This is a genomic window from Methylobacterium sp. 092160098-2 (assembly GCF_028920805.1).
Classification (GTDB): domain Bacteria; phylum Pseudomonadota; class Alphaproteobacteria; order Rhizobiales; family Beijerinckiaceae; genus Methylobacterium; species Methylobacterium fujisawaense.
Genome location: NZ_JAQPZJ010000001.1, coordinates 385,913 through 412,210, shown reverse-complemented (window position 1 = coordinate 412,210; position 26,298 = coordinate 385,913). Strand labels below are relative to the sequence as shown.

Here is a 26,298-nt window from a genome sequence, read left to right as displayed (position 1 = left end):
CTATGTATTTGCTGAATTTATAGCATCAAACATCAACTGAAAGAGGACAAGGATGCACAACATGTCTGGCGAAATGCAATCTTGCATCGACGAATGCCTGCGCTGCTATCAAAGCTGCCTTGGCATGGCCTCTAACCACTGTCTCCCCGCCGGCGGCAAGCACGTCGAGCCGGAGCATTTTCGCCTGATGATGGCCTGCGCGGAAATATGCCGAACCTCGGCGCACTTCATGCTGATCGGCCTGCCCGAGCACACGCACACCTGTCGAGCCTGCGCCGAGGTCTGCGAGGCCTGCGCGCGGAGCTGTGAGGCGGTCGGCGACATGCAGGACTGCGTCGCGCAGTGCCGCCGGTGTGCCGAGACCTGCCGGAAAATGACCGCCTGAACCCTGACGGGGCGGCCGAGCCGGCCGTCCCGATTGATCAATCGGAGGAGATGATCATGAACGTTCGTACCCTGACACTCGCGATGACCCTGGCGCTGACCGGCATCGGCGCGGCCCTCGCCGCGGACAACGACCATGGCTCCCACGACCACGGCTCCATGCAGGCCCCGTCGTTCGAGCTGCCCGCAGCCTGCAAGGCGGCGTCGGCCGGCAAGGAGTCCTCGATGAAGGACATGCAGGGCAACATGTCGATGGCGATGCAGGGCATGTCCGGTCAGGCGAGCGACACCCAGAAGGGCCTGCAGCACGCCATGATGCAGATGAACGGCCCGATGATGGAAGGCATGATGGCCGGCGACCCCGACGTCGCCTGGATCTGCGCGATGATCCCGCATCACATGGGCGCCATCGCCATGGCCCAGGTCGGCCTGAGGAACGGCGACAATCCCGAGGCTAAGAAGATCGCCGAGAAGAGCATCCAGGAACAGGAGAAGAGCATCAAGGAGCTCACCGCCTGGCTCGACAAGAACGCCCGTAAGGAAGGCAAGCAGTAAGCCTGAGAGAACCACTTGTCCGCGGCCCAAATCGCGTCCGCTCTCGCGGGCCGCGGACATCGAAGTCGCGCGGAGGGACCGGTCATGAGCAATTCGTCGAAAACGCATCCCGCCCCGGCGGCCCACGCCTGCGCCGAAGGACACGGGCATGACCACTCCGTCGCTTCCCATGCGCACGACCATGCCGGCATGGCCGCGGATGACGCGGGTGCGTACCGCGTGAAGGACCCGGTCTGCGGGATGATGGTCGACCCGCACGCGGCCAAGCACCGGGCCGAGCACGACGGGCATCCCTACTACTTCTGCTCGAACGGCTGCCGGACGAAGTTCGTGGCCGAGCCGGTCCGCTACCTCGACCCCGGCCAGTCCGCAGCCAAGTCCGACCCGGTGCCGGAAGGCTCGATCTACACCTGTCCGATGCACCCGGAGATCAGGCAGGTCGGCCCCGGGGCATGCCCGATCTGCGGCATGGGGCTTGAGCCGGCGCTGGTCGGCGCCGACGACGGCCCCAGCGAGGAGCTCGTCGATATGACCCGCCGGTTCCGGGTCGGGCTGGTCCTGACCCTGCCGGTGTTCGTGCTGGAGATGGGCGGGCACCTCTTCGGCCTGACCGAACGGCTCGGGCAGCAGACCTCGAATTGGATCCAGTTCGCGCTCGCCACCCCGGTGGTGCTCTGGGCCGGCTGGCCCTTCTTCGTTCGGGCCTGGCACTCCGTCCTGTCCCGGAACCTGAACATGTTCACCCTGGTCGCCCTCGGGACGGGCACGGCCTACCTCTACAGCGTGGTGGCGACCCTGGCCCCGGGGCTGTTCCCGGAAGCGCTGCGCGGGCACGGCGGGGCGGTGCCGGCCTACTTCGAGGCGGCGGCGGTGATCACCGTGCTCGTGCTGCTCGGACAGGTCCTGGAGCTCCGCGCCCGCGAGAGCACCGGCGGCGCGCTGCGGGCGCTCCTCGACCTTGCGCCGAAAACCGCCCGCCGCATCCGGCCCGACGGCGAGGACGAGGAGGTGCAGCTGGATGCCATCGCCATCGGCGACCGGCTGCGCGTGCGCCCCGGCGAGAAGGTCCCGGTCGACGGCGCGGTTGTGGAGGGCCGCAGCGCCATCGACGAGAGCCTCGTGACGGGGGAATCGATGCCCGTCACCAAGGAGGTCGGCGGCGCGGTGATCGGCGGCAGCCTCAACCAGTCCGGCTCGCTCGTGGTCGAGGCGACCAGGGTCGGGCGCGACACTATGCTGGCGCGCATCGTCCAAATGGTGGCCGAGGCGCAGCGTTCGCGGGCGCCGATCCAGCGCCTCGCCGACCAGGTCGCCGGCTGGTTCGTGCCGGCGGTCATCGGCGTGGCGGTGCTGGCCTTCGCCGCCTGGATGGCGTTTGGGCCGGAGCCGCGCTTCACCTTCGCGCTCCTCGCCGCGGTGGCGGTGCTGATCATCGCCTGCCCGTGCGCGCTCGGTCTCGCGACGCCGATGTCGATCATGGTCGGCGTCGGTCGCGGCGCCGGGGCCGGGGTGCTCGTCAAGAATGCGGAGGCACTGGAGCGGATGGAGCGGGTCACGACCCTCGTCGTCGACAAGACCGGCACCCTGACCGAAGGCAAGCCGGCCGTGACGCGGGTCGTGGCGGCGGCCGGGTTCGACGAGGACACGCTCCTGCGCCTCGCGGCGAGCGTCGAGCGGGCGAGCGAGCACCCGCTCGCCCTGGCCATCGTGGCGGCCGCCGGGAAGCGCGGGATCGCGACCGCCCCCGTCTCGGATTTCGACAGCCCGACCGGGAAGGGCGCGCTCGGCACCGTTGAGGGCCGCCGCGTGGCGCTGGGCAACGCCGCCTTCCTGCAGGAGCAAGGGGTCGACGTATCGACCCATGCGACCGAAGCCGACGAACTCCGGCGTGACGGCGCGACGGCGATCTTCGCCGGCGTCGATGGCCGGGTGGCCGGCGTCATCGCCATCGCCGACCCGGTCAAGGCCACGACGGCCGAGGCGCTGGCGGCGCTTCGGGCCGAGGGCATCCGGGTGGTGATGCTGACCGGTGACAACCGCACCACCGCCGAGGCGGTGGCACGCCGGCTCGGCATCGAAGAGGTCGAGGCGGAGGTGTTGCCCGACCAGAAGGCTGCGGTGGTCGAGCGCCACAAGGCGGCCGGGCAGGTGGTCGCGATGGCCGGCGACGGCGTGAACGACGCCCCGGCGCTCGCGGCGGCGGATGTCGGCATCGCCATGGGCACCGGGACGGACGTCGCCATCGAGAGCGCCGGGTTGACCCTGCTGAAGGGCGATCTCCTCGGCATCGTGCGGGCACGGCGGCTGTCGCGGGCGGTGATGGGCAACATCCGCCAGAACCTGTTCTTCGCCTTCATCTACAACGCCGCGGGCGTGCCCGTGGCGGCGGGCATCCTCTACCCGTTCCTCGGCATCCTGCTCTCGCCGGTCATCGCCGCGGCCGCCATGGCGCTCTCCTCGGTGAGCGTCATTGGCAATGCCCTGCGCCTGCGGGCGGCCAACCTCGACCCTTCCTCGGCCCGCTAGGAGCGCGCATGTTCCCGACCTGGCTCCATGCCATCTCGATCGCCGCGCTGCTGCTCGGGGCGGCCTGCTCGCTGCTGCTGTCGGCGCAGGTGATCCGTCACCCGCAGCACATGACCGTGATGAACGTGGTCTGGCCGATCAGCGCCCTGTTCGGGACGGTGGTCGTGGTCTGGGCCTATTTCAGTTACGGCCGGCTCGCGACCATGGAGGCGCACCACGACGCGAAGGAGCGGGGCGAGAAGCCGCCGAACACGACGGGGATGCCCTTCCCGGTGATGGTCGGCAAGGGTGCGCTCCACTGCGGCAGCGGCTGCCTGCTGGGCGATGTCGCCGCCGAGTGGCTCGCCTTCGTGGTGCCGGCCGTCGCCGTCTGGTTCGGCTGGCACTCCCTCTTCGATGAGAAGATGTACGCGGTCTGGGTCCTGGATTTCGTGTTCGCGTACGCGCTCGGGATCGCGTTCCAGTATTACGCCATCGTGCCGATGCGCGGGCTATCCCCCGGCGAGGGTCTGGTGGCGGCCGTGAAGGCGGACACCGTCTCGCTGATCGCCTGGCAGGTCGGCATGTACGGCTTCATGGCGTTCGCCCAATTCTTCCTGTTCCCGCACTGGGCCGGCCAGCGCGCCCCGGTGAACTCGGTCGAGTTCTGGTTCGCCATGCAGGTCGCGATGGTGGCGGGATTCCTGACCAGCTACCCGGTGAACTGGTGGCTCGTCGGCTCCGGCATCAAGGAGCGGATGTAGGCCGGTCCGCGCCTATCGGCGGATCACGAGGAGCCAGAAGAGGACGGCGCACGCGTCCGCGAGCATGCAGATCCGGTATGCCGCCTCGTTCGGGGAAGGGCGCATGCCCGCCCCGGTTGCGGCGCGACAGCTCGGGCACCTCGTCGCGTCGGTGCGAACCGTCCGCCCGCAGCAACCGCACTTGGATAAGAGCATGGGCGCCCCTGCCGTCCCGTGCCGAGATCTCGCGGGCCGCCGCACCTCGGTGAGGCCCCTGCGTACGGGCCGACAGGATCACCTTCTGGTCGGCCGCGACGGTCCTGAATGGCTTCGTAGTGCGGCGAGGCAGGCCGACGAAGTACGTCTTCGGTGGTAGCGAGGTTTCCGGCGGCTCAAGGCGGGATGGCGGCTGCTGCCGCCGGCGGTTGGCACGCGACTCCGAGGCGTACGCATAACGGGTAACGTTATGCGTACGCGTTACACGATGGGGGCGTTCGCCGACCGGGCGTTCCTCAATCCGAAGGCCTCCCGCGGCCTATCTGTCCGGTCGCCTTCGGGTCCGGCTCGCGCTCGCGCCCACACCGAGCCTCCACGCGGACCGCGACCGTTTCTTCACCGCTCGCGGCGATGATACCGGTAACGGCTTGGGATGGCGGGCATGGTGACGGAGAACGGGGTCTGGACAGCCGCGGATCGGATACGGGCCAGGCCGGCACCGCCCGGTGGCACCAAGGAGCGGGTCTCGGTCCGCACGGTCCGGAGGGAGCTCGGCGGCGGGTCGTTCGGCGACATCGCTCGCGAGCTCAGGAAGTGGAAGGACAGGGAGGACTACCGGCCGGCCATCGAACGGGCGGACCTGCCGGAGGCGTTCGAGAGGCGGCTTACGGTGATCGGGCGGGAGCTGCTTGAGTTGGCCCGGGTCGAAGCGGCCCGGGCGGGTCTGGCGGACTTCGTCGGAGCCGAGGATTGCAGGGCCGCGGCGAGGGATCTGCTCGACGAGGCGCTGGACCGGGTCGATCTCTTGGAGGAGCGGGTCGCGGCGTTGCAGGTCGAGCTCGACCGGGTGCGGGCCGTCGGCACTCAGGCCGGCGGGGCCGCGCCGCCCGTTTCCGCCGCGGGAGAGGCGGACTCCCTCGCGCAGGGTCGCGCCGGGCCCGGGTTTGTCGATACCGCGCACGGGCTCAAGCTGGCGCGAGAGGCGAACGACTTCTGGGGGCAGGTGCGGGACGCGGTCGAAGCGGCGGTGCGCCAACGCGGCCCCATGGCGGTCCACCCGCTCCTGAGAGCGCTCCCGACCCGGCTCAAGCAGGAGGGCGAGCGGGCGGGTTTCCCGCTCACCGAGGCGTGGCTGCGCTATCACCTCCTGCGCCTGGTGCAGGACGGCAACGGGCTGACCCTCGTCGGCCATCGGTTCGGGCTGGCCGAGCCCGAGCCGGACGTCGCGGCGACGCCCGAGCCGCCACTCGCCGAGGCGGTCGCGGCGATGGGAAAGCGGCCGTTCTGGCGCTTGTTCATGCGGGAGGTCCACGCCCTTCTCGCCAGAGGCGGGGCACAGACGGCGGAAGGCATCCTCGGCGGCCTGGATCCTGAGTTGGTCGCGGCGACGGGGCGCTTCCAGAGGATCACGCCCCGGCTGCTCCGGTGGAAGCTGCGCCAGCGCATAGCGGAGCGGAGGCCGTTCGAGGAACTCCCGGACGAGCGCTTCGCCGCCCTCGTGGGCGAGGCTCCCTGGGACGGTGAGAGCCCGGCCGAGGCCCCGGCGGCGAGGGCCGGATGACGCCCGCGGCCGAGGCCCGCGGCGAGCGGGGCCACCGCGACGCGACAGCCGACTTATCCGACGCCCGCTCGAAGGCTACGCCGCGGGGTCCGGCCGCACCGGCGGAGTTCGTTGTCGTGGGGCCACCGGCATCCCGGCCGACGGCGGAACATCGGCCGCGCCGCGAACGTCTTCGGTGACCGTCGGGATCCGCGCGTGCGGTCCGGCGCCCTCGGAACCCGCGCCCGCGGCTGGACGCCCGATGACGACGGCGGCCACCCGTGACACGGTGCTCGCCCATCGCGCGATGGTCGGACGGCACCAGCGGATCGGGTCCAGGGCGTCGGCGTGGTGGTTGGTCGGTCCCTCGTCGAGGACGGCGCGATAGTGGCCGATGCGGTTGCGCGACCTCCGGACGCTCTCGGCCAGCCGCTGGAATGACGACCGAATCCCTCCGGCCGGCTTCGTCGCGCCGGTCACCGGGGTCAGCGCGGACGCCCGACGGGCTTAGCGATGGCGAGCACGCCCTTCAGGCCGCTCCCGAAGCGGGCGATCGTCTCCCGGTGCCCGCGCAGCTCGCTGTAGGGCAGGTAGCGCAGGTCGAGCTCGGCCACCCGCGAGAAGGCGGGCCGGGCGAACTGCGCGCGCACGTCCTCCTCGCGGTTGTCGGGCGCCACCAGGAAGAAGTTGCGCGCGGCCCCGCCCTCGACCCCGAGCGCCAGGTCGAGCATCCGCACGATGCCCGAGTAGATGCTCGTCGTGTGCTCGACCTCGAAGGCGGCCGCGACGTCGCCGTCCGCCTTGTCCAGCCAGATCACGTCGATGAGCCGGACCATCTCGGCCGACCCATTCGCCGTCAGCCGCCCGGGCAGGCGGTCGAGGCAGCCGTCGGACAGGCGGCCGGAGGCATAGGGGCGGTTGCCGTCGTTCGACGCGATCCAGACGTCGAAGCCGAGGGCGAGGCCGAGGTCGCGCAGCCAGCCCTGGACCTCGGTGTGGGTGTGGTCCGCCTCACGCGCGGCGAGCGCCGCCTTGGAGGCCGTGGCCGCGGCCTCCGCCCGCACTCGGTCGAGATCCTCGCGCCAGCGCGCCAGCGCGGCGGCCCCGTCGCGCTCCGGCAGCGGGTATCGCCCGGACCCGACGTCGAACAGGAAGCCCGCGATGGCGCCGTAATCGTTGGAGAGCAGGCCGCGATGGGCGGCGTTGAGGGCGACGATGCCCCGGCGCATGGCGAGGTACTCGTCCCACTTGCCGAGCTTCACATTGGCGCCGGCGATGGCGTTGTAGCCCTTCACGATGGCCGTGTTGAACGGGGGCACAAGTGTGGGGTGCAGGAAGTACAGCAGGTTCGCCGCGGCCGGACCCAGCCCCTTGATGCGTTGCCGGTCGAGGCCGTGGATGGCGGCCAGCACCCCGTCCTCTGCACTGCAGCACAGGCAGGCGTCGAGGAACCGGCCGAACGCAACCTGGTTGGCGCGGTCTTCGTAGATGTCGGGGATGCGCAGCTTAGGCTTCCAGAGGAATGCGTGGTCGGCGCCCTTGAAGACCTGGCGCTGCTCCGCGATGGAGTGGACCACCGTTTCCAAGGACGAGCCGCGATAGGCGTTGCCGAACGCGTCGGCCCGGATCTCGTCTATCACCGCCTGGAGGCCGCGCCGGATCGAGCGGAAGTTCTTGATGCGCTCCTCCCACAGGAACCAGGTCCGATAGGAGGCGCCGGGGTCCTCGCGCCAATGCCGGATCAGGTTGCCGATCCAGGCCTCGTCCGAGGGGCGGTGATCCGTCCCGGTCTCTTCCGTCAGGCGCATCGGCGCGGCATTCCCAAAATCCGGATTCGGGCCGGAGCATACCATCGCCGCCCCGATCGGCGCTGTCGTCGGCAAGTCTCAGCGGCGCGCCTCCGCCGGGCAAGGCCGCGCGGGCCCGGACGGGTCGCGGCGGTCGGAACGGCGCCGGTCGAGCGAAGGTTGCATGCCCGGTCGCGGACAACGGTCGATCAGGCCGACATCGACGCGGGACCGGCCGACCGCTCCCGATGCCCACCCTCATCGAGGAAGCCGATCAGGGCGTTCATCGCCGGATCGACCGCCCGGCAGACCAGTGTCGTGGCTTGGCGTTCCTGGGCGACCAGACCGGTCTGGATCAGACGGTGGAGATGATGGGAGAGCGTCGAGGCCGGGACATCGACGCGCCGCTGGAGGGCACCGACCGGCAGGCCGTCTCGGCCCGCCCGCGCGAGCGTACGGTACACCCTCAGGCGGGTCAGATTGCCGAGGGCCTCCAACTGTCGTGCCGCGAGTTCGAGCTCCATGGAAGCACCATGGAGACGCGGCACGGGGTGCGCAACCCTTATTTCTGTATATCTAGAACTATGGCCGCGGCATGGGCGTCCGACCGCGCGCGCCGACGCACGGAGGTTCCGCTCCCTCGTGACCGGCCGCTGCGTCCCTGCACGCTCGCCAGTCCCGCCCCATCAGCGCGGCGCGGTGCCGTGGGGCAGCGGATGCATCGGCACCGGCGCCGAGACCGGTCGCGAGGCGCGTGACAACGGTGACCGGCTCCATCCTCCGGCACGCCCGGCGGACCCGAACCACCTCCGGTGCCTCCGCCTGCCGGGGCGTCCGGCCGCGGCGCGGCATCCTCGATGCGGCGTCGCCTCGTCCCTCCCGGAGACAACCTGGGCGGCTCGACCGACCGCTCCCCGACCATGCCACAACCCCGTGTCCCGGCTTCCCGATCAAGCCGAAGGGTCGACGCCCGTAACGCGTCACGCATAACGATACCCGCTACGCGTTCGCCGAGACGCCGCGTCCGAGACGATTTCTGAGGCTCCGAAAGCCGGTCCTTCGCCGTGCGCCGGCTCCCGCTGCGACGCGGAAGCCGGTCCGTGCCGGCTCGCATCCCCCGGGCGCCCTCGCCGTGGGGCCCCGGGAAGCGGTCACGCGTCGTCCGGCTCGTCGCCGCGGTACGGCGACAGCCCGACGAGGACGCACGGGTCCAAGTCCCAGTCGTCGAAACCGGGGTCGAGCAGGCCGACACCGTCCGCCGACAAGGCGTAGAACGCCTCGTAGGGGTTCGCGTCCCGGTGCGGGGGCGCCGTCGGCGCCCGGTCGCGGGAGAGGTCGCCCTGTCCGATCCGGGCGCGGGAGAAGCCCGCCCCGGCGCGCGCCCGGCGGGCGCTTCCGGAGCGACCGGGACGAGCGGTCCCGGGCGAGGCGACGCGCGGCCGTGGCGCTGGCGAGAGGCGGTTCGGTTTCGTGCGGTTGATCATCGCTCTGGTCCTTTCCGTCAGGCGCGAAGGCGGGCGGGTTGCGTTGCGCGGAGGCGAGCGGTCGCCACCGGCGTCGGGCGGGCTTTGCGGATTCGGTCGCCCGCGGCCTCGGCGGTGCCGACGGGGGCGTCTCGGAGAACCGGGTCGGCCAGGGCGGCAGCGCAGTCGAGGAGCCGCTCGTGCAGGGCACGGTCCCGGGCCGGGGAAAGCGGCGACATGAGCGCGGCCAGGTCACCCGCCTCGAAGCGCTCGGCGTCCGGATCCGCCGAGACGGCGAGGAGGGTGGCGGCGAGCGCGACCGCCGCGTACCGCATGCCGCCGCCGAGATCTCCCGCGAGCAGCCGCATCTGTTCCAGCGGCGAGAGCCTCGGCAGCCGGAGGGGCAGGACGCGCGGGGCGATCCGCCAGGCCGGCTGGCCGAGCCCGCTGTCGCAGCGAAGGTGCCACGCCCCCGACGCGGTCGCGTGCAGGGCCTGGGCCGCGGTCAGCCGGCACGCCGTGGCCACGACGCGAAGGTGCCCGGGTTCGCCCGGACCGCCCTCGCGAAGCAGGTCCGTCGGCAGGACGGCGATCACGTCGCCTTCCGACCGTGCCGCCAGTCCCGACAGGACGGCCGCCGCGTCGCCGGGATCGGGGCGGAGCAGGTCGAACGAACCCGAGAGGCGTGCCAGGCCACAGGCCTGGGCGCCGTTGGCGCCGACGGCGACGACGGTGGGACGGGAGCCGGCGGCGGTCAGGCCGCCGGCCACCAACGCTGCGGCCAGGAGGCCGGTGCGGTCGTTGGAATGGATGGTCGCGATCACGGCGTCCTCCTTTGGGCCGATGCATCGAGGGAATCTTGCCATCTGTATTTCTATAAGTCTAGAAATACAGAAATTACTGGTTATCGGATCCCTGGTCGCTCCCGGCGCACTGTCTATCGCGCGTCGCGCGGTCCCGCGCTCGTGCCGACCGCCGTCGGCGTCCCGCCCTCCTCGGGGCCGGGCCGCGGGCACGGCCCCTTGTCGCGTCCGTCAGCGCCCGCGAGATCCGCACCCGTCAATTCCTGAACTGCCTGAGGCGTGGTCCCCCCTTGCGACCCGGCCGCCGGCTCGTCCCGGCATCGGTGCTGACCGGGCGACCGTCGCGCCGAACCGGCGGTCACGGCGGTCGGTCAAGCCCGGCTCTCAGGGGCGCAGCGGGTCATCTGCGCGACGACGGCATGGGGCGTGGGGATCCAAGCACCGGCCGGCTTCGACCGCAGGTCGCCGCTCGGGTCGCCGGGCGCGGTCCGGACGTGTCACACGGGGCCCCGTGCCGGTCGCAGGAAGCGTACCTCCGGCACCGTCACGCCGGTCCACCTCGCGCGTATGCGTAAGTAATCCGAAGCGCCCAAGACTATATGCCACGACGCCGTTAACCATCCCGAAAATATGGCTCTTGATAATAGTCAGATTATGCTGTTCATTTCCGCTCTTTTGCCTTAAGATTCACGGATCAATCACAACGTGTCCGACGTCGCGCGCCCGGTGGCCATTCCACCGGGCGCGCCGGCGTCCGGATTCCGTCATGGAGATTGCCCTTGATCTCTGCCTTCTTCGGTTCCGCTGGCCGGACCCATGCCGCCTACGCCGCGCTCCTCCTCGCCGACGCCTATGGCGTTCTCGGCCGCCCCGTCACGCTCCTGCGCGTCAGGTTCCCCGAGGAGGCCCCGTTGCCGGGCCGGACGGTCACGGAGGAGGGCCTCACCGTCAGCGAGCGCGAGGCGCGCGACGCACGGGAGGCGGGAGAGATCGCGGCCGAGGCCGTGGGGCGGGACGACGATCTCGTCCTCGACCTGCCGGCGGCGTGCCTGGGGAACCTCGGGCTGAGGGCGCGCATCGACGCGCCGGTGCTGCCGGTGGGCCCGACCCCCTTCGAGGAGCATGCCGCGGCGTCGGCGCTCGCGGGCATGAACCCGTCGGAGGATTTCGGTCTGGACGTGGTCTCGCCGCCCTGGCTCCTCGGGTGCGGGCGCAGCGGCGGAGCCGCCGCTGCCGACGCGTTCGGCCGCGTCATGCGTGGGCACGAGGCGCTCGTGCCGGGTCGAGGCCGTGTCCGGACCCTGCCGACGGTCGTGCCGGCGTTCGGCCGCGGGGAGGCACAGCGCATCGCCGAAGGGGATCGCACGAGCCGCAGCCTCGGGGCCTCCGTCACGCTGCTCGCCGCCCTGCGCGCCGCCGCCGCGAACCCGCACGCCGCCGAGGTCGACCCCGCCGCGTTCGCCGCGAACCTCGGTGTCGACGTCGAACAGGCTCGGGCGCCGGACGAGCGCGAGGCCGGCGACCGGCTGCGCGACCTCGCCGACGAGCTCCAGGGGATCCGCGACCAGGTCAAGCCGACGCGGGAGGACCTGCACGGCGCCCCGCGCCTTGAGCGGTGGCGGGCCTCCACCCGGTCCGTGAGGGTGCTCACCGGCGAGGTCCACGGGCATCCGAACTTCCCCGACGGCCGCCGCATCACCACCAGCGATCTGTACGCCTCCGATGGCCGGCGCTGGGCGCGCACCCTGTCGAGGTACTTCGTCCTGGGCCAACCCGACACGGGCGCCGAGCGCCTCGACCGGCACTAGCCACCGCCATCCCGTCCGAACGAACCCCGCCCGCGCGCCTCGGCGCGCGGGAGCGGGTCCGTCTTGCCCGTCACGAGCCCGGAGGACGCATGCGCGCGAGCGACGATTCCCATCCCCGCGACCGGACCCTCCCGCGCCGCGAGCCGCCCGCGGGAAGCCATCCGCTCGCGCTCTGGCGCACGGCACGGCTTCCGGACATCGAGGCCTCCGCGATCCGGGAGGTCCGCCGAGCCCTCGCCGGCGGCGTCTGCCTGCATCATCGGTCCTGGCCCGCGGCCCGGAGGGGTGAGGCCGCGGCCGCCATCGCCGTCACGCTCGACCTCACGCGGCGCGCCGAACCGGACCCCGCCGTCGTGGACCTCGCGCTCTCGACGGTGCTCGTCGCCGCCTGGCGGGGCGATGCGGCGGCCCGCACCGTCCTCGCCCACGTCCTCGCCGGCCTACCGCCGGACGTGCGCGGCGGGCGTCCGGGCCGACCCGGAAGGCGGCGGGCCGGGCGCCGCCCCCCGCCTCGGCGGTGACCGCCGCCGCATCCCGAAGAGCGAGAAGTTCCCGAGAACCCCGGAGTCGATCACGTGCGGATCTGGATCTTCAGCGACTTGCATCGCGACCTGTCGGGGGCGCCGTGGACGCCCGGGCACATCCCCGAAGCCGACGTCGCCGTCGTCGCGGGCGACGTCGGCCAGGGTCTGGCGGACACCATCCTCTGGCTGGGCCAGGCCATCCGACCGATCATGCCGGTCGTAGTCGTGCCGGGAAACCATGAATTCTACGGCTCGGCCGTTGACGAGGAGCGCGCGCTCGGACGCCGGGCCGCGGAACGGCACGGCGTAACCCTGCTCGACGACGACACCGTCGAGATCGGCGGCGTCGCCTTCTCCGGCGGCACGCTCTGGACCGACTACGGCATCGACGGCGCGGGCAACCGCCGGCGGGCCATGGCGGCCGCGCAGGCCGGCCTCAACGATCACCGTTGCATCGCGACGACCCGCAACCCGGGCTGGCGCACATTCCGGCCGGGGGACGCGGCGGCCCTGCACGCCGCCAGCCGCGCCTTCCTGGAGCGCGCGCTGCTGGAGGTCGACCCGCCGGGCACGCGGGCGCGACCGCACGTCGTGGTCACGCACCACGCCCCCGCCCGTGCCTCGCTCGACCCGGGCTTCGCCGGCAGCGTGCTGAACCCGGCCTTCGCGAGCGACCTCGGCAGCCTCATCGCCGCCGGCCGCCCGGACCTCTGGCTTCACGGCCACGTCCACGCCCGCCGCGACCACCGGATCGGTCCGACCCGGATCCTGTGCAACCCCCTCGGCTACGACGGCGAGAACCCCGCCTTCGACCCGGCCTGCGTCGTCGAGGTGCCGTCGTAGGCCGTCGCCGGCGGATGCGTGCCGCGACCCGGGCCCGCCGTAACCCGGCCCCGGACCTCGACCCACCCTCGGAGCAAGGCGACCATGCCCCACCTGACATTCCTGCGCGACGACCTGAACGAGGCGGAGACCGGGGACGTCGCCGCCGACGAGCGCCGTCCCGCGACCGAGACGCTCGCGGCCTTCGCGCTCGAAGCGGCGCTCTCGCCCGCCCAGCGCCGCCGCATCGCCGCCGACCCCGCCTTCGCCCTCGTCGTCCAGGTTCCGGCCGCAGACTGGGTCGAGCCGGTCCGCGAGGCGTGCGGGCGCCTGGCGGCGTGGGGTTACGTGGCGGCGCGCACCGGCGCTTCGAGAAGCGAGGACCGTGCGGACCGCGGAAACGACCGGGTGGCGGACCGGCTCGCCCGCGGCGACCGGGTGCTCGGCGTCTCGCAATCGCCCGCGCGCTACCTGCCTTCGGCCCTCGTCGCCGCGGCGGACCTGCACGTGCGGCTCCCGGGCGCGACCGACGCCGTGATCGCGCGGGTCGTCCGGGCCGCCACGGGGCGGCGTCCGACCCTGCCGCCCGGGATCGCGCGCGGGCTGGACTTCTTCGAGATCGCCGCCGCGGTGCGCGGGACGACGGCGCGGGCCTGCGTCGCGCGCCTCGCCGCGGCGGCGCGCTCGAAGGCCACCGCGGATCCCGCCGTCGGGTCGGCGCCCGATTTCGCGACCCTGGTCGGCTTCGGCGATGCCCACGCCTGGGGCACGCGCCTCATCGACGAGATCGCGACCTGGCGCGCCTCCGGCGGCGCGCCCGCGTTCCAGCGGCTCGACAGGCACGTCGCCCTCAGCTCCGCCCCGGGACTAGGAAAATCATCTTTCGTCCGCTCGCTCGCGAAGGCCGCGGGCCTGCCGCTGGTCGCGACCTCGGTCGGCGCCTGGTTCACCGGATCCGACGGACATTTGGGTGGCGTGCTCCGCGCATGGGATGCCGCGTACACGCACGCGTGCGCTCTGGCGCCGAGTATTTTATTCCTAGATGAAACTGACAGTATTCCTAATAGGGCCACGATGGACAACCACGCACGCGAGTGGTGGACCCCCTTGTGCACGAGCATTTTGCTCGGTTTCGATGCGCTCAACGCGCCCGGCGCCCCCGAGGTGTGCATCATCGCGGCGACGAACCACGGCGATAGGCTCGATCCCGCCTTGATCAGGCCCGGACGGCTGGGCCGGGTGATCGAGATCAAGCCGCCCTCGGCCGCCGACCTGGCGGTCATCTTCCGGCAACACCTCGACGACGGCGAGGTGCCCGACATGGACCTCGCGCCGCTCGGCGCGCTTGCGCTCGGCGCCAGCGGCGCCCAGGTCGCCGGGTGGGTGTCCGAGGCCCGTGCCGCCGCGCGCGCCGCCGGACGGCCGATGCGCCCGGAGGACCTGCTCGGCCGCGTCGCGCCGCCGGATCAAGGGAGCCCGGCGGACCGACGTCGGAGCGCGTACCACGAGGCGGGGCACGCCGTGGCGTTCGAGCGGATCGGCGCCCGCGTCGCCCAGGTCGACCTGGTCCCGCGCCGGGATTCGCTCGGCGCGACCTCCGTGGCGACCCGCCTCGGCCAGTCCCCGACCCGCGCGGAGATCGAGGGCCTCGCGGTCGCGCTCCTGTGCGGACGGGCCGCCGAGATCCTGTTCCTCGGGGAGCCGAGCGCCGGGGCGGGCGGCGATAGCCGCTCGGACCTCGCGCGCGTGACGACCCTGCTCGCCGGCAACCACGCCTCGCTCGGCCTCGGCGACCGGTTGGCGTATCGCGGCGCCCCCCACGAAGTGGCGGTCGCGCTGTCGCTCGACCCCACCCTTCTCGGGGCGGTCGAGCGCGACCTCGACCGGCTGAGCGGCGAGGCCTTGGCCGTCATGGAGGCGAACCGCACCGCCGTGGCGGCCGTCGCCGAGCTGCTGATCGCGCGGCGCCTGGTCTCGGGCGACGCGCTCCGGGCGCTGATCGCCGAGGCGGACCAACACCGCGCCGCGCAGGACGGAGGACAGCCGTGACGCTCCACGTTCCCGATCCGGTGGCCCGGGCCGAGGTGCATGCACCGGCACCGACGGAAGGCCCGTCCGCCGTGCCGGCCGCCCCCGGGGCGCGGTCCGCCCCGCCGAAGCCCGTCCCGTTCCGTCTATGGACCCTGTCCGACCTGAGGATTGACCGGGCGCCGCACGTGCTGCCGGACCCGCTGCCGGACTTCGACGCCTTGCTCGTCCCGGGCGGGATCGCGCCCGGCCTGTGCCGGTCCGTGCGCTGGCTTGCGGACGCGCTCGGCGGCCGCCAGGGTCGGCGGCCGGTCGTCCTCGTCCCGGGACCGGCGGAGTACCTCGACGGCGAACCCGTGGGCGAGGCGCTCGCCGAGGCCGTGCCGCTTGGGGCGGCGCTGGGCATCACCGTGCTCCACGACGGCGCCGTTCGCCTCGGCGATCCGCTCCGGCCCGGCCTGATCATCCTGGGGGCGACGCTCTGGACCGACTTCGCCCTGGACGGCGTCGAGAACGCCCGGACCGCCCGCGCGCACGCCCGCAGCCGCTGGACGGTGTCTGACAAGGCGGCGAGCGCACCCGGGGTGCCCTTCTTCCCGCACGACGCGGCCGGCGCGCATGCACGCTCGCGGGCGTTCATCGAGGATGGGCTCAACGCCGTCGCCGTCGGTGCCGGCCTGTATGGCCATATGCCGAACCCGGTCCTGCGTGACATCGGCCCGGGCGACCGCGCCGCGGTCGTCACCGCCTTCGCCCCGTCCCGGTCCTGCCTGCCGCCAGCCCTGGCGAGGCCCGTGCTCGACCCGTGGCGGGTCTGCTGGCACGCCTCCGCCCTGGACCCCGTGATGGAGGGGTGGGGCGCCCCGGCCGTCTGGATCCACGGGAACGTGCCGCAGGCCTGCGACCTGCGGCTCGGGCGCACGCGCGTCGTGAGCAACCCCTACGACCCGGACGACCCGACGAACGGGTTCGACGCCAGCCGCACGATCCTGGTCTGACAGCCGCCCCGGAGAACCGCCCCATGCACCAGACCCGCTCCCCGTCGCCCCGGCTTCGGCTCCCCTCCATGTCCGACGCGAGCGCACCCGCGGCCGGCGCGCGCTCCGCCGTCCGCCACGACCGTCGGCCGGCGGCGGAAACCGGCGTCGATGCGGACGCGCTCCTCGTCGTCGATATCGAGACCGTGCCGGACGAAACCCTGATGCCGCCGCCCGAGGTGTGGGCCAGGGACAGGTTTCCGAAATGCGCGTGGCACGCCGTGGTCGCCGTCAGCTTCGTGCAGGCGGAGATCCTGCGCGACGGCGATACGGGACTGGAGGAATATCGGGTCACCGCCTGCAGGAGCGGCGGCGAGGCGGGCTGGGACGAGGCCCGCATCCTGCGCGGCTTCTGGCGGCATTTCGCCTCCGGCAGGTTCCGGCTCGTCACCTGGAACGGCCGCGGCTTCGACATGCCGACGCTGCTCCACCGCACGATGCTCCACGGCATCTCGGCGGAAGCCTGGTTCCGGCGCGGCACGCGCTGGTCAAGCTACGGCAACCGGTACGGCGGCGCCCACGTCGACGTCATGGACGAGATGTCCGGGTTCGGGTGCGCCAGCCGGCTCACCCTGGAGGAGGCCGCCGCGCTGGTCGGCATGCCGGGCAAACTCGGCGAGCACGGGTCGCTGGTGGCCGACATGGTCGCAGCCGGACAGATCGAGCGCGTCCGGGCGTATTGCGAGACCGACACGATGACGACCTTCGGCATCTACGTCCGCCATGCGTATCTCGCCGGGCGGACCGACGCCGCGGCCCACGACAGGGCGATCGCGGGCCTCCAGGATTACCTGGAGCTGGAGCGGACCCGCAGACCGCATCTCGGCGCCTACCTCGACGCCTGGCGACGCCTGTCCGACACGCGGCCGGCGTTCGTCGTCGACAGGGACCGCCGGGGCGGATGACCCTCGCCCTCGGGTCCCGGCCCCGTCTCCCGAGGGCGCGGGGCGCGGCACCCGGATCGGGCTCGGGGCCCCGGTCCGAATCGCCGCGTCTCGGGCCCGGGCCGCGCGGCGTCGCCGGCACAACGGACCGGCCGGCGGCGCCCGCGCCCGGACCGGTGACACCCACCGCGAGCGCCGTCGTGCGACGGATGCCGAAGCGGCGCGCCGCGGTCCGGCGCCCCGTGCATTCGCCCCGGGCCGCCTGAGGCGGCCCGGTCCCCGAGAACCCCTGGATGTCGAGGCGGGACATGGCGGAACGCGCGAGCGGAACTTCACCGGGCTTGCCGTCGGGAACGTCGCGGCCGACGGCGGCGCGGCGGCACGTCCCGGCAGGGTCGGGGAGGGCGTTTGTGCCTTGCCGCGCGCCTCGCACAATGGGCTGTGCGCCCGATTCCCGGGCGCCGTCCAAGGACAGGACCGACCCGGCCCGGCCTCCGCGCACAATCCCGGTGCGAGGCCGTGCCGTGCGCCTCGACCGGACGCCCGCGCGCCTGGGGCACCGTCCGGCCATGCATCCCGACCCCGACTTCCCGCTTTCCCCCGCCGACGTCCGCCCGATGCGGGCGGACGTGCACGAACTCGCGCGGGCGCGGCAGGCCATCTCCGCCCTTGCCCATCCCGACACGCGGCCCATCGTCGACACGGCCATGGGCACCCTGCATGCGGCGCTTTCCGGGGGCGGTCTCCAGGTCTCCAAGATCCCCGGGCTGCAGAGCGCCATCCGCAAACACGTCAGGCAGGCCTGGATGGACGGCATCGTCGCCCCCCTAGCCCGGTCGCGCCATCCGGCCGACCGCGCCGTGCTCGACGCGATCCCGAAGGATTTCGCCCTGAGGGCCCACGCCGAGGTGCTGGCCGCCCTGGAACGGATCGCCCGTTGGGTCCCCGAGGATGCCGACGGCACGCGGGCGCACCTCGGGCGGGCCTTCGAGTACCTGCGGATGCTGCCGCTCATCCTACAGGCCCTCGCCGATCTCGAAGGCCTCGCGCCGGGCGCCACACGAACGGGCCGCCCCGCATCCGGACCCGGTTCGTCGGCCCTCGCCGACGCCGCCGCACTGGTCCAGCGCCGGCTCAAGGCGGCGCTGTCGCCGGGCCTTCCATCCTTGATCGGCGACCTGGCCGACCTGGTTCACCGCGGCCCCGCGGCCGCGGCCGACGTCCCCGCGCTGCGCTGGACGGCCGCCGCGCTCCTCGCGCCGCCCGCGCGCGGCACACGGACATCGGACTGGGGCGGTCCGCAATGGCGCCGGAGCCTCGCCGGCGCGCTCTCCCGCGACCTGATCGACGAGGCGCTCGCGCCGGCCGCAGTACGACTGCTGCGCCGGCATGCCGGCCTGGAGATCGGGGACGCCCGCTATGCCCGGGGCGAGAGACACGGAGGCCGGCTGGACCTCGCCCTGTCCCGCGCCGGCGTCAGGCTGCTCCTGGCGGTCCGCTTCGACGTCGCCGCCGGGCGGTTCGAGCAATCATCCGCGGTCGTCTCGTCGGACGGCGCGCCGACGACGCTCGCGCCCGAAGACGCCGATGCGCTCCTCGATGCGTCCATCCCCGACGAGCTCAACACGCCCGCACATCGCGCGATGCGTCGCCTCTCGCGGCTGGACGGCGCATCACTCCTCCCCATGCATGTCAACGGGACCGGCGAGCTCCAGGTCGCTCCTGAGGCGGTTCGGACGCAGGATGCCGGGTTGCTGGAGGAGCTTGTCCGCACCGCCGACGAGGAGGGAAGCGCCGTGAGGTTCGACCCGGTCCGCGACCTCGTGCTGGCGTCCGGCCTGGTCGAGATCGGCTTCGAGTGGCACGACGGGCCGGCCGGTCGGTGCCTGATCCGCGCCCCGGCCCAACCCACCGGTCGGCCAGGCCCGTGACGACCAGGTCCGGGACGGCCGGGTCGCCGGCCGGATCGGGGGCCCTGTCGACGGCAATGCCGCTCGGCCAATGCGAGGGTCGCGCTACCCGCCGACCCGCGGGGGCCAGCTCGATGAAATGCGGCATACGCCTTCGTCTCGGCGCCGATGCTGATCAGAATACGGAGACCGACATTTGTTACGGCGGCCTGTGCTCGAATGAATGCTTCGTCGATTTGAAGATCCACGAACGCGGACGTCGCGTTTGCGGGTGTCCTAGGGTACGTCGACGGCCGCCCGCCGTTGGAGACAAGCGACACTCGGCCGGAGGATGACCCGGGGACGGGACGGACAAGGTTGGCCGGGGGCGCGACCCGGTTTTATTCAGCCACTCAACCGGGTCGACCGGGTCAGCTTCCGTTTACCACGTCCGGTGGACCTGGGCGAAAGAACTTGCGGCTGGGCGGGCACCCGGTCTATGGTCCGATCATCAGGTCGCGGAGCTCCTCCGGACCTGGATGCGGACCTGGACCTGGTCGGGGGTGCCGAATGGATGTGATCACCCAGATGTGCCAGGAGCGCGACCGGGCCCGGCAAGCCGCCGCGGACAGGACGCGGCAGCTTCAGGAGCTCATGTTGGAACACGTGAGCGCCATCGCGGCGGAGACCGCCAAGGCGGCCCGCCTCGACCAGATGATCGCGACCCTGCAGCAAGGGGCGGCATACGCCCCGGAACCGGCCCAGGCGGCCGACCAGGCCGAGACGAAAGCGGAGGCCCGGCCGGCGCCGGACGACGAGCCGGTACCGGACGAGGCCGAACGGATGCCGGCGCCGAAAGTCTCCGGCCTGGTCGCCCAGGTCATCGTCGACGCTCTCGCGAAGGCTGGCGCCAAGGGGTTGTCGGGGACTGAAGTCAACGACGCGGTCCGGGACGCCGGCTACACGCTCGATGCCTCGGAGAAAAATAAGACCCGTCTTAAGAATAAAAACCTCGTTTACCATGATCGGAAGGCACAACATTGGTATCTGAAAGATCCAACGAAGGCCTGAGCGTCATAAGATCAGTCTAGATCCAACAACTCATCAATTATCGAGGAGAATTTCGATGCGCAACCGATATCGCGCAGCCCTCCGCGCGCGCTCCCGCGACCCTCCGGGCCAGGCAGTGATCGTCGAGGCAAAATAAAAGCGCACGGCCCGATCCGGGCCGCACGCTTTGAGCTTGCCCGCTACGCAGCCGAAAGGCTGTAGCGGGTAAGGTCCGGCACGCCGGACGAGAGCTTGAGCCCTCTCGACCACGTCACCGCCGGACCTCGTGATCACGACCGCCGCATACCAAACCGGCCAACCACCGGGACAAGGCCGACATTCGAGACCGATGACGTATGCCAGCTCTCGCCTGCGAAAGCAAGCGGGCTGCGCTCCGCCTCCTCGGGATCCGCCGGCCCAAGCCGGCCGCGCCCGGACCGTCCCCGCGACGGATCCGGACCGGCCCCGCGCGACCCCATCCGAGGAGAGCACCATGAACGAGCCGTACCGCGTCGAGACCCTCACGGCCGACTTCCAGCCGCCCCTCGCCCCCCTGATCGACCGGGCCTTCGATGCCTGGGACGGGGACGTCGCCGCGCTGCTCGGCGTCCCGCGGGGGACGTTCGAGCCGGAGACCGAGGCCAGCGAGCCCACCGAGTTCTGAGCCGCCGCCGAAGCCCCGGCCTCCGGGCCGGGGTCACCGCCCATCCCACCACCAAGGCTGGCTCCGTCCGCCTTTCGAGGACCCGCGCGATCATGAAGCAGCTAGAACTCTTTCCCGCGACGACCGCCGACACCGACCGGCTCCGGGCCGAGATCCAGGCCCTCAACGAGATGACGGAGCGCGAGCGCGCCGCCGCGCTGCGCCGCCACCGTTACGTGCGGGCGGTCGAGGACCTCCCGCCAGGACGGCGGGGCGACCGCCACCTGCGGGTCGCGATCCGCGCCGTCTGCGAGCTGAGCGACGACGTCGATCCGCCCACGCCGCGCCAGGTCAGGGCATGGGAAGCGCGGCTCCGGGAGGCCGACGGCAACCCGGCCGGCCTCGCCCACCGGCGGATGGCGCGGTCGCCCCGGCAGCAGACCCACTGGGCCCCGTGGATCGGCGAGCTTGTCGACCAGGTCGTGGCCGAGGCCGACCCGCGCCGGGGCGTCACTCTGACGGCCATGGCCCGCCTCGCACAGGCGAGGTGCCTGGAAGCGTCGCATGCGCGGGGAGGCGCGGCCGCTGACGTTCCCGCTTTCCGCACCCTCGTGCGGATGGTGGGCGACCGTCTGCGTCCCCTGCAGCAGGCGTACCGGTTCCGGCACCTCTCGTGCGGGCGTCCTCTCGCCGAGGTCGTCGTCGCCCGGGAAGCCCTGCGGGTCGCCGTCCCGGAACTCGGCGCCGACCGCGTTCACCTGGTCACCGCACGCGACAGCTACAGCGGCGTGATCGTGGCGGCGGCGCTCGGCACCGCGCCGCCGGACGGGGAGGACCTGCTCGGCCTGTTCGGGGCGCAAACCGCGACGGCGGCCCCGGAGCCGCTCGGCGCCGCCCGCCTGTGCATGGGGCTGCCGGAGGTGATCGTGCTGGACCGGGATCCCGCCTTCCTCGGCGCCACGTTCCGGCATTCCGCGGCGGCGCTCGGCATCCGGCTGCACTTCGCCGCGGTCGACGATCCGGGCGCTCCCTGCCGGGTGGCGGGCCTGCAGCGCTGGCTGACGGCCCGGGGGGAGGTGGTCGAGGACGCAGGAGGCTTGATGGCGGCCGCGCACGCCTGGCTCGCCGATCTCGACGTCCGCCGCTCCGGACCGGACCGGTCGACCCCGCTGGACCGCTGGCAGGAGGGGGTCGCGCGCTATCCGATCCGGCTGTCGCCCGGGGCCACCCCCGCGATCCCGACCGGCGAGGAATCGGGTGGCGCCGACGCGGCCGAGGGACCTGACGGCCCTGACGCCCGGCGGAGGTCCTGATGCCGGCGACCCTGCGAAGCCGCCATGTCGGCAAGCCGAGCCCGTCGCGCCCGATCGTCACCGGCCGACGGGACTGCATCACGGGCGAGGTCCCATCCGGCAAGGCGGGGATGGGCTACCGCATGGTGGCCTACGAGGGCCTCCTCGCGCGGGACTTCATCCTGATCCTGGAGCAGGACGATGCCGTCCTGCGCTACCAGGAGGAGCCCGCACCCTTCCGTTGGCACGACGGCGTCCGGTGGCGCAGCTACACGGCCGACTTCGGCGTCGAGATCGACGACGGGCGGCGCCTCGCCGTCGAGGTCAAGCCGCGGAAGAGGGTGATCAGGCTGGGCTGGGACGGGATCCGGCACCGCATCGAGGCCGGCGCCAGGGCCGCCGGCTACGACGGCTTCGAGCTCTGGACCGAGGTCGAGATCGACGCGCTCCGCGTCGCGAACGCCGCGCTCGTCGCGAGCGAGCGCACCTTCATGGTCGACGAGGCGGAGCAGCACACCATGCGCGTGGTCCTCGACCGCTTCGGCGGCCGGGGTCTCGTCCGGGAACTCCGGGCGGCGTCGGGGCTCCAGGCCCGCGCCTTCCGGGCCGTCGTGGCCCTGGTCGCGCGCGGCGAGGCCGAGCTGGCCGACCCCGGCCGACCCTTCGACGACCACGCCATGATCCGCCGCCCCGCGAACCTCAGGAGTGCACCTTGAACAGGCTCGACCAGCAGTTCCGCCTTCCCATCGGCGCGGTCGTCGTCGTCGACGGCGTCCCCTACGCCTCCGTCGCCCGCGAGCGGGCGGGCCTCGCCCTGCGCAGGCTCGCGGGCGGTTCCGAGACCGTCTTGCTGAGCGACGCCGTCCTGGTGGACCTCCACCGCGGCGGGAGGGTGCGCATGGCGGGACCCGGCGCATGCGGGGGGCTGCGCTGACCATGGGCGCGTGCCAGATCCGTCTCCAAGCGGACGCGCTCGTCATCGTCGAGGGCGTCTACCACAAGGTGCTCTCGCGCGACGAGGCCGGCGTCACGCTGCGCACGCTCGGGGCGAGGCCGGTCACGGTCACGAAGACCCATGCCGAGTTGGCCGACCTCTACTTCGGCGAGCCCAGGCGGCTCCAACTGGTGGAGGACACCGCCGCCGGGCTCCCCCAAGGCGTCAGGGACAACCTCCTTCGCAACATCGACACCTTCGACGTTCGCCAGCAGGACGCGGCGCTGATGCGCCTCGACTACGTGCAGGCCTGCGACCGGTGCTTCGCCGAGCGGACCCATAGGAAGGTCCCGAAGGGCTACGCCGATATCGCGAGGCTCGTCGCGGCCGAGCGCCGGCAGCGGGCCATCGAGAACGAGGGCTCCCATCCCGACGACGTGCCGCTCGAACGGGTGAGCGGCTCCTCGCTGAAGGGTTGGTACGGGCGTTGGCGCAAGGGCGGCAAGTCCATCGTGGCGCTGATCCCGCTGGACGACCTGAAGGGACGGGCGGGTTTCCGCCTCGATCCCGAGGTCGAGATGATCATCGCGGAGCGCGTGCGCGAGGACTGGCTCACCCGGAACGGACCGCCGCTGAGCCATGTCATCGTCTTCATCCAGGGCAGGATCGAGCGCGAGAACAAGACGCGCACCGTGCCCTTCGACGTGCCCGATGGCATGACGATCCGGCGTTGGGTGAAGGCGAACGTCAGCCAGTTCGACGTGATCTACCATCGCGAGGGCCCCGCGGCGGCGGAGCAGGCCTTCCGGCACGTCAAGAAGGCCCCCCAGGCGACGCGGCCGCTCGAAATCGTCGAGGTCGACCACACGCCGCTCGACGTGCTGGTCCTGGAGGGCGACGGCACGCCGGCGCGGGACCGGCGCCGCAAGGACAAGCGCACGAGGCGGGTCTGGCTCACGGTCGCGATCTGCGCCGCGACCCGCATGATCGTGGGATTCCACCTCAGTGACGAGCGTCCCTCCTGGACTTCGGTGATGCACTGCCTGCGCATGGCGGTGCTGCCGAAGGACCTGACCGGCATCCGGGTCGACACGGCGTGGCCCGTGTTCGGCGTGCCGGAGGTCGTCAAGCTCGATAACGGGAAGGAATTCCACTCCCGGTCGATGAAGGCGGCCGCCGGACAGCTGCGGTTCGAGCTCCGCTACATGCCCCGGCGCAAGCCCCACCTGAAGGGCAAGGTCGAGCGCGCCCTCGGCACCATCGCGCGCGACTTCTGCGCCTACCTTCCCGGCCGGACCTTCCGCGACGTGCGCGAGCGCGGCGACTACGACAGCGTCGGGCAGGCCGCCCTGACCCTGGCCCAACTCGTCGAGTTCTTCACGATCTGGGTCGTCGACATCTACCACAACCGCAAGCATGGCGGGCTGCTCGGACGAACGCCCCTGCTGCGCTGGCAGGACCTGGCGGGCTACGGCACGCGCCTGCCGCCGTCGGCCGACGACCTCGACCCGCTCATCGCCCTGGTGGTCCCGCGGACCATTCAGCGGAACGGGATCACCTTCCTCGGCCTCACCTACCAGTCCGACGAACTGAAGGGCGTCCGTCGCAGGAAGGGCTTCCACTTCGGCGACGAATTCCTCGTCAAGGCCGACGCGTCCGATCTCGGCCACCTCCTCGTCCTGGTGGACGAGGAGGCCGGTTGGATCAAGGTCCCTTGCGAGGACGGGTTGGCCGACGGGACCTCCCTGGCGGAGTGGCGAGACGTGGTCCGCACGGCGCGTCGGATGACGCAGGAAGGCCAGCGCGTCGCTCGCGCGACGCTCGTCCGCGCGATGGAGCTGTTGCGCGCCGAATGCCGCAAGGCCGGCGTCAAGCCGAAGCGCCTGGCGAGCGCCGACGTCGACTGGTTCCGCGACCACGCCGACGACCCGATGTTCGAGGTCGCCTGGGACGTCGCGGACGAGGGCGCCCACGAGGAAGAGCGGCTGCGGACCCGGCGCCCGCGGAAGGCCGCGCCGCCGGCCGCGGCCGACGCGGCACCCGCGCCCCGGGTCGGGCAGGGTGGCCGCAAGACCGCGCCGCGCCCGGCCAGCGCCCCGCAGGACGCCCCGCAGGACGCCGCGCCGGCGGCCCGGCCGGCCGGTCCGAGGCCCGTCGCCGCCGAGGCCGATCCGCGGAGCGTGACGGCGGACGTCGGCGCCGAGTTCGACCCCGACGATCCCGACAACTGGACTGCCGAGTGAGGGCCATCGCATGCCGCAAAGCCAGGACGGGGAGACCTTCCGCCCCGACGTCACCATCCTTCCCGGCCCCCAGGCCGCCCCGGTCCGCCGTGAGCGGTTCGCGATCCGCTTGAGCCCGCAGGACCTCGAACGGCGGGCCTGGAAGCGACGCGTCGACACCATCCACGTCAACACCGACGTGGTGATCAAGACCGTCGCGCGCTTCGACGAGATGCTCAAGGACCTCGGCGACGATGTCGAGGGTCAGTGCCTCGTCATCCCGGCCGCTTCCGGGGCCGGGAAGTCGCATCTGCTCGCCCGGTTGCAGCTCCGCCCGGCGCTCGTGCCGTTCCGCGACGAGTTCGGCCCCGTGCGGCCGCTGGTCTACATCAAGGCGCCGAGCCCCTGCACGCTGAAGACGCTGGGTCTCGCGCTGTACCTCGCCATGACGGAGAAGGAGCTCAGCGCCAACCTGAAGGAGCACGATATCTGGACCCGGGTGCGCCACCAGATGCACGCCCAACTCGTCTCCATCATCATGATCGACGAATTCCACCATGCCTTCCGCGGACGCACCGGTGACGAGCGGCGCACCCTGGTCGAGACGCTGAAGAACCTCGTCATCCCGGATCCGGACGATCCGCTTCGGCCGCCCGGTGCGGAGTTGCGCCCCGTCTCCCTCGTGCTCTCGGGCATGCCCTGGCTCAAGAAGGTGCTGAAGGAGGATTTCCAGCTCCTCCGGCGCTGCGTCTTCAAGCCGATCAAGCCGCTGGGTCACTCGGAAGCCTGCGTGAAGAAGGCCACGAAATTCCTGTCGCTGGTCGAGGCAAGGCTCGGCTTCCCGGCCGCGTGCGGCCTGTCGGAGCACGACATGGTTCAGCGCATGCTCAAGGCTTCGAACGGCTACACCGGTCGCATGATGCACCTCGTCAAGAAGGCGGCCTTCCGCGCCATCCAGTCGGGCAAGCCGAGCATCGGGCAGGTCGACCACCTCGGCTTCGTCTTCGAGGAGATCTTCGAGCTCGGTCCGCGCAGGAACCCGTTCCTGGTGGTCGACATCTCGACCCTGCCGAAGATGAAGGAGATCGAGTTCGAGAGGCTCACGCGCCTGACGGGGACCGCCGAGGCCGGGGTCGAGACGCAAGCCGACGACGCGTAGGGGGAAACCG

At 72.1% G+C, this 26,298-nt stretch carries 23 protein-coding genes; 19 read left to right on the top strand and 4 right to left on the bottom strand.

What is annotated here, in order from left to right:
• Positions 1–52 precede the first annotated feature (52 nt).
• From PQI07_RS01895 to PQI07_RS01875, 5 genes are all read left to right on the top strand, one after another.
• A complete protein-coding gene (locus PQI07_RS01895) occupies positions 53–385 on the top strand; it encodes a four-helix bundle copper-binding protein (protein WP_274925943.1) in 333 nt (110 codons plus the stop codon).
• 56 nt (positions 386–441) lie between these two features.
• Positions 442–939 carry a DUF305 domain-containing protein gene (locus tag PQI07_RS01890; RefSeq protein WP_274925942.1) on the top strand — a complete coding sequence of 166 codons (498 nt, stop codon included), beginning with the start codon at positions 442–444 and terminating at the stop codon, positions 937–939.
• 84 nt (positions 940–1,023) lie between these two features.
• The gene (locus PQI07_RS01885; RefSeq protein ID WP_274925941.1) at positions 1,024–3,465 is read left to right on the top strand and encodes a heavy metal translocating P-type ATPase; all 2,442 of its coding nucleotides are present in this window, start codon (positions 1,024–1,026) and stop codon (positions 3,463–3,465) included.
• An 8-nt stretch (positions 3,466–3,473) separates the two neighbouring features.
• Positions 3,474–4,208 (top strand): DUF4396 domain-containing protein, encoded by a 735-nt coding sequence (locus PQI07_RS01880; protein WP_050735121.1) that lies wholly within the window; start codon positions 3,474–3,476, stop codon positions 4,206–4,208.
• 637 nt (positions 4,209–4,845) lie between these two features.
• Entirely contained in the window at positions 4,846–5,964 is a 1,119-nt protein-coding gene (locus tag PQI07_RS01875) for a DNA-binding protein (protein WP_050735158.1), read from the top strand.
• Positions 5,965–6,428: 464 nt separating this feature from the next.
• Here the strand turns inward: PQI07_RS01875 and PQI07_RS01870 are convergent, their stop codons facing one another.
• The 4 genes from PQI07_RS01870 to PQI07_RS01855 form a co-directional block, all read right to left on the bottom strand.
• Positions 6,429–7,751, bottom strand: coding sequence for a type II restriction enzyme NmeDI-related protein (locus PQI07_RS01870; protein WP_050735159.1), 1,323 nt, complete (start codon positions 7,749–7,751; stop codon positions 6,429–6,431).
• Positions 7,752–7,939: 188 nt separating this feature from the next.
• Positions 7,940–8,254 (bottom strand): ArsR/SmtB family transcription factor, encoded by a 315-nt coding sequence (locus PQI07_RS01865; protein WP_050735123.1) that lies wholly within the window; start codon positions 8,252–8,254, stop codon positions 7,940–7,942.
• Between the two features lie 627 nt (positions 8,255–8,881).
• A complete protein-coding gene (locus tag PQI07_RS01860; protein WP_050735124.1) occupies positions 8,882–9,214 on the bottom strand; it encodes a hypothetical protein in 333 nt (110 codons plus the stop codon).
• Positions 9,215–9,231: 17 nt separating this feature from the next.
• Positions 9,232–10,017 carry a hypothetical protein gene (locus PQI07_RS01855; protein ID WP_050735125.1) on the bottom strand — a complete coding sequence of 262 codons (786 nt, stop codon included), beginning with the start codon at positions 10,015–10,017 and terminating at the stop codon, positions 9,232–9,234.
• 758 nt (positions 10,018–10,775) lie between these two features.
• Between PQI07_RS01855 and PQI07_RS01850 the strand changes: the two genes are divergently transcribed.
• The 14 genes from PQI07_RS01850 to PQI07_RS01785 all read left to right on the top strand — a co-directional run bounded on the left by PQI07_RS01850 (position 10,776) and on the right by PQI07_RS01785 (position 26,288).
• Entirely contained in the window at positions 10,776–11,804 is a 1,029-nt protein-coding gene (locus PQI07_RS01850) for a hypothetical protein (RefSeq protein WP_007565570.1), read from the top strand.
• A gap of 89 nt (positions 11,805–11,893) precedes the next feature.
• Positions 11,894–12,325, top strand: coding sequence for a hypothetical protein (locus PQI07_RS01845; RefSeq protein ID WP_050735126.1), 432 nt, complete (start codon positions 11,894–11,896; stop codon positions 12,323–12,325).
• A gap of 54 nt (positions 12,326–12,379) precedes the next feature.
• The gene (locus PQI07_RS01840; RefSeq protein ID WP_050735127.1) at positions 12,380–13,171 is read left to right on the top strand and encodes a metallophosphoesterase; all 792 of its coding nucleotides are present in this window, start codon (positions 12,380–12,382) and stop codon (positions 13,169–13,171) included.
• 84 nt (positions 13,172–13,255) lie between these two features.
• Positions 13,256–15,199, top strand: coding sequence for an AAA family ATPase (locus PQI07_RS01835; protein WP_274925940.1), 1,944 nt, complete (start codon positions 13,256–13,258; stop codon positions 15,197–15,199).
• Complete coding sequence (locus PQI07_RS01830) at positions 15,196–16,176, top strand: metallophosphoesterase family protein (RefSeq protein ID WP_050735129.1); 981 nt, start codon at positions 15,196–15,198, stop codon at positions 16,174–16,176. The genes PQI07_RS01835 and PQI07_RS01830 overlap by 4 nt, the downstream gene beginning before the upstream one ends.
• Before the next feature lie 68 nt (positions 16,177–16,244).
• The gene (locus tag PQI07_RS01825) at positions 16,245–17,120 is read left to right on the top strand and encodes a 3'-5' exonuclease (RefSeq protein ID WP_236961630.1); all 876 of its coding nucleotides are present in this window, start codon (positions 16,245–16,247) and stop codon (positions 17,118–17,120) included.
• Positions 17,121–17,623: 503 nt separating this feature from the next.
• Positions 17,624–19,030 carry a serine/threonine-protein kinase gene (locus tag PQI07_RS01820; protein WP_111473126.1) on the top strand — a complete coding sequence of 469 codons (1,407 nt, stop codon included), beginning with the start codon at positions 17,624–17,626 and terminating at the stop codon, positions 19,028–19,030.
• 528 nt (positions 19,031–19,558) lie between these two features.
• Entirely contained in the window at positions 19,559–20,059 is a 501-nt protein-coding gene (locus tag PQI07_RS01815; protein WP_050735132.1) for a hypothetical protein, read from the top strand.
• Between the two features lie 472 nt (positions 20,060–20,531).
• On the top strand, positions 20,532–20,702 hold the full coding sequence (locus PQI07_RS01810; protein WP_160320619.1) for a hypothetical protein: 171 nt from the start codon (positions 20,532–20,534) through the stop codon (positions 20,700–20,702).
• Positions 20,703–20,794: 92 nt separating this feature from the next.
• Positions 20,795–21,994, top strand: a complete 1,200-nt coding sequence (locus PQI07_RS01805; protein ID WP_050735133.1) for a hypothetical protein — start codon at positions 20,795–20,797, stop codon at positions 21,992–21,994.
• Positions 21,994–22,689: a TnsA endonuclease N-terminal domain-containing protein gene (locus tag PQI07_RS01800; RefSeq protein WP_050735134.1), complete on the top strand. Its 696-nt coding sequence runs from the start codon at positions 21,994–21,996 to the stop codon at positions 22,687–22,689. The genes PQI07_RS01805 and PQI07_RS01800 overlap by 1 nt, the downstream gene beginning before the upstream one ends.
• Positions 22,686–22,907: a hypothetical protein gene (locus PQI07_RS01795; RefSeq protein ID WP_050735135.1), complete on the top strand. Its 222-nt coding sequence runs from the start codon at positions 22,686–22,688 to the stop codon at positions 22,905–22,907. Before PQI07_RS01800 ends, PQI07_RS01795 begins: the two co-directional genes overlap by 4 nt.
• Positions 22,889–25,150 carry a TnsB C-terminal domain-containing protein gene (locus PQI07_RS01790; protein WP_050735136.1) on the top strand — a complete coding sequence of 754 codons (2,262 nt, stop codon included), beginning with the start codon at positions 22,889–22,891 and terminating at the stop codon, positions 25,148–25,150. The genes PQI07_RS01795 and PQI07_RS01790 overlap by 19 nt, the downstream gene beginning before the upstream one ends.
• A gap of 10 nt (positions 25,151–25,160) precedes the next feature.
• The gene (locus tag PQI07_RS01785) at positions 25,161–26,288 is read left to right on the top strand and encodes an ATP-binding protein (protein WP_050735137.1); all 1,128 of its coding nucleotides are present in this window, start codon (positions 25,161–25,163) and stop codon (positions 26,286–26,288) included.
• Positions 26,289–26,298 lie beyond the last annotated feature (10 nt).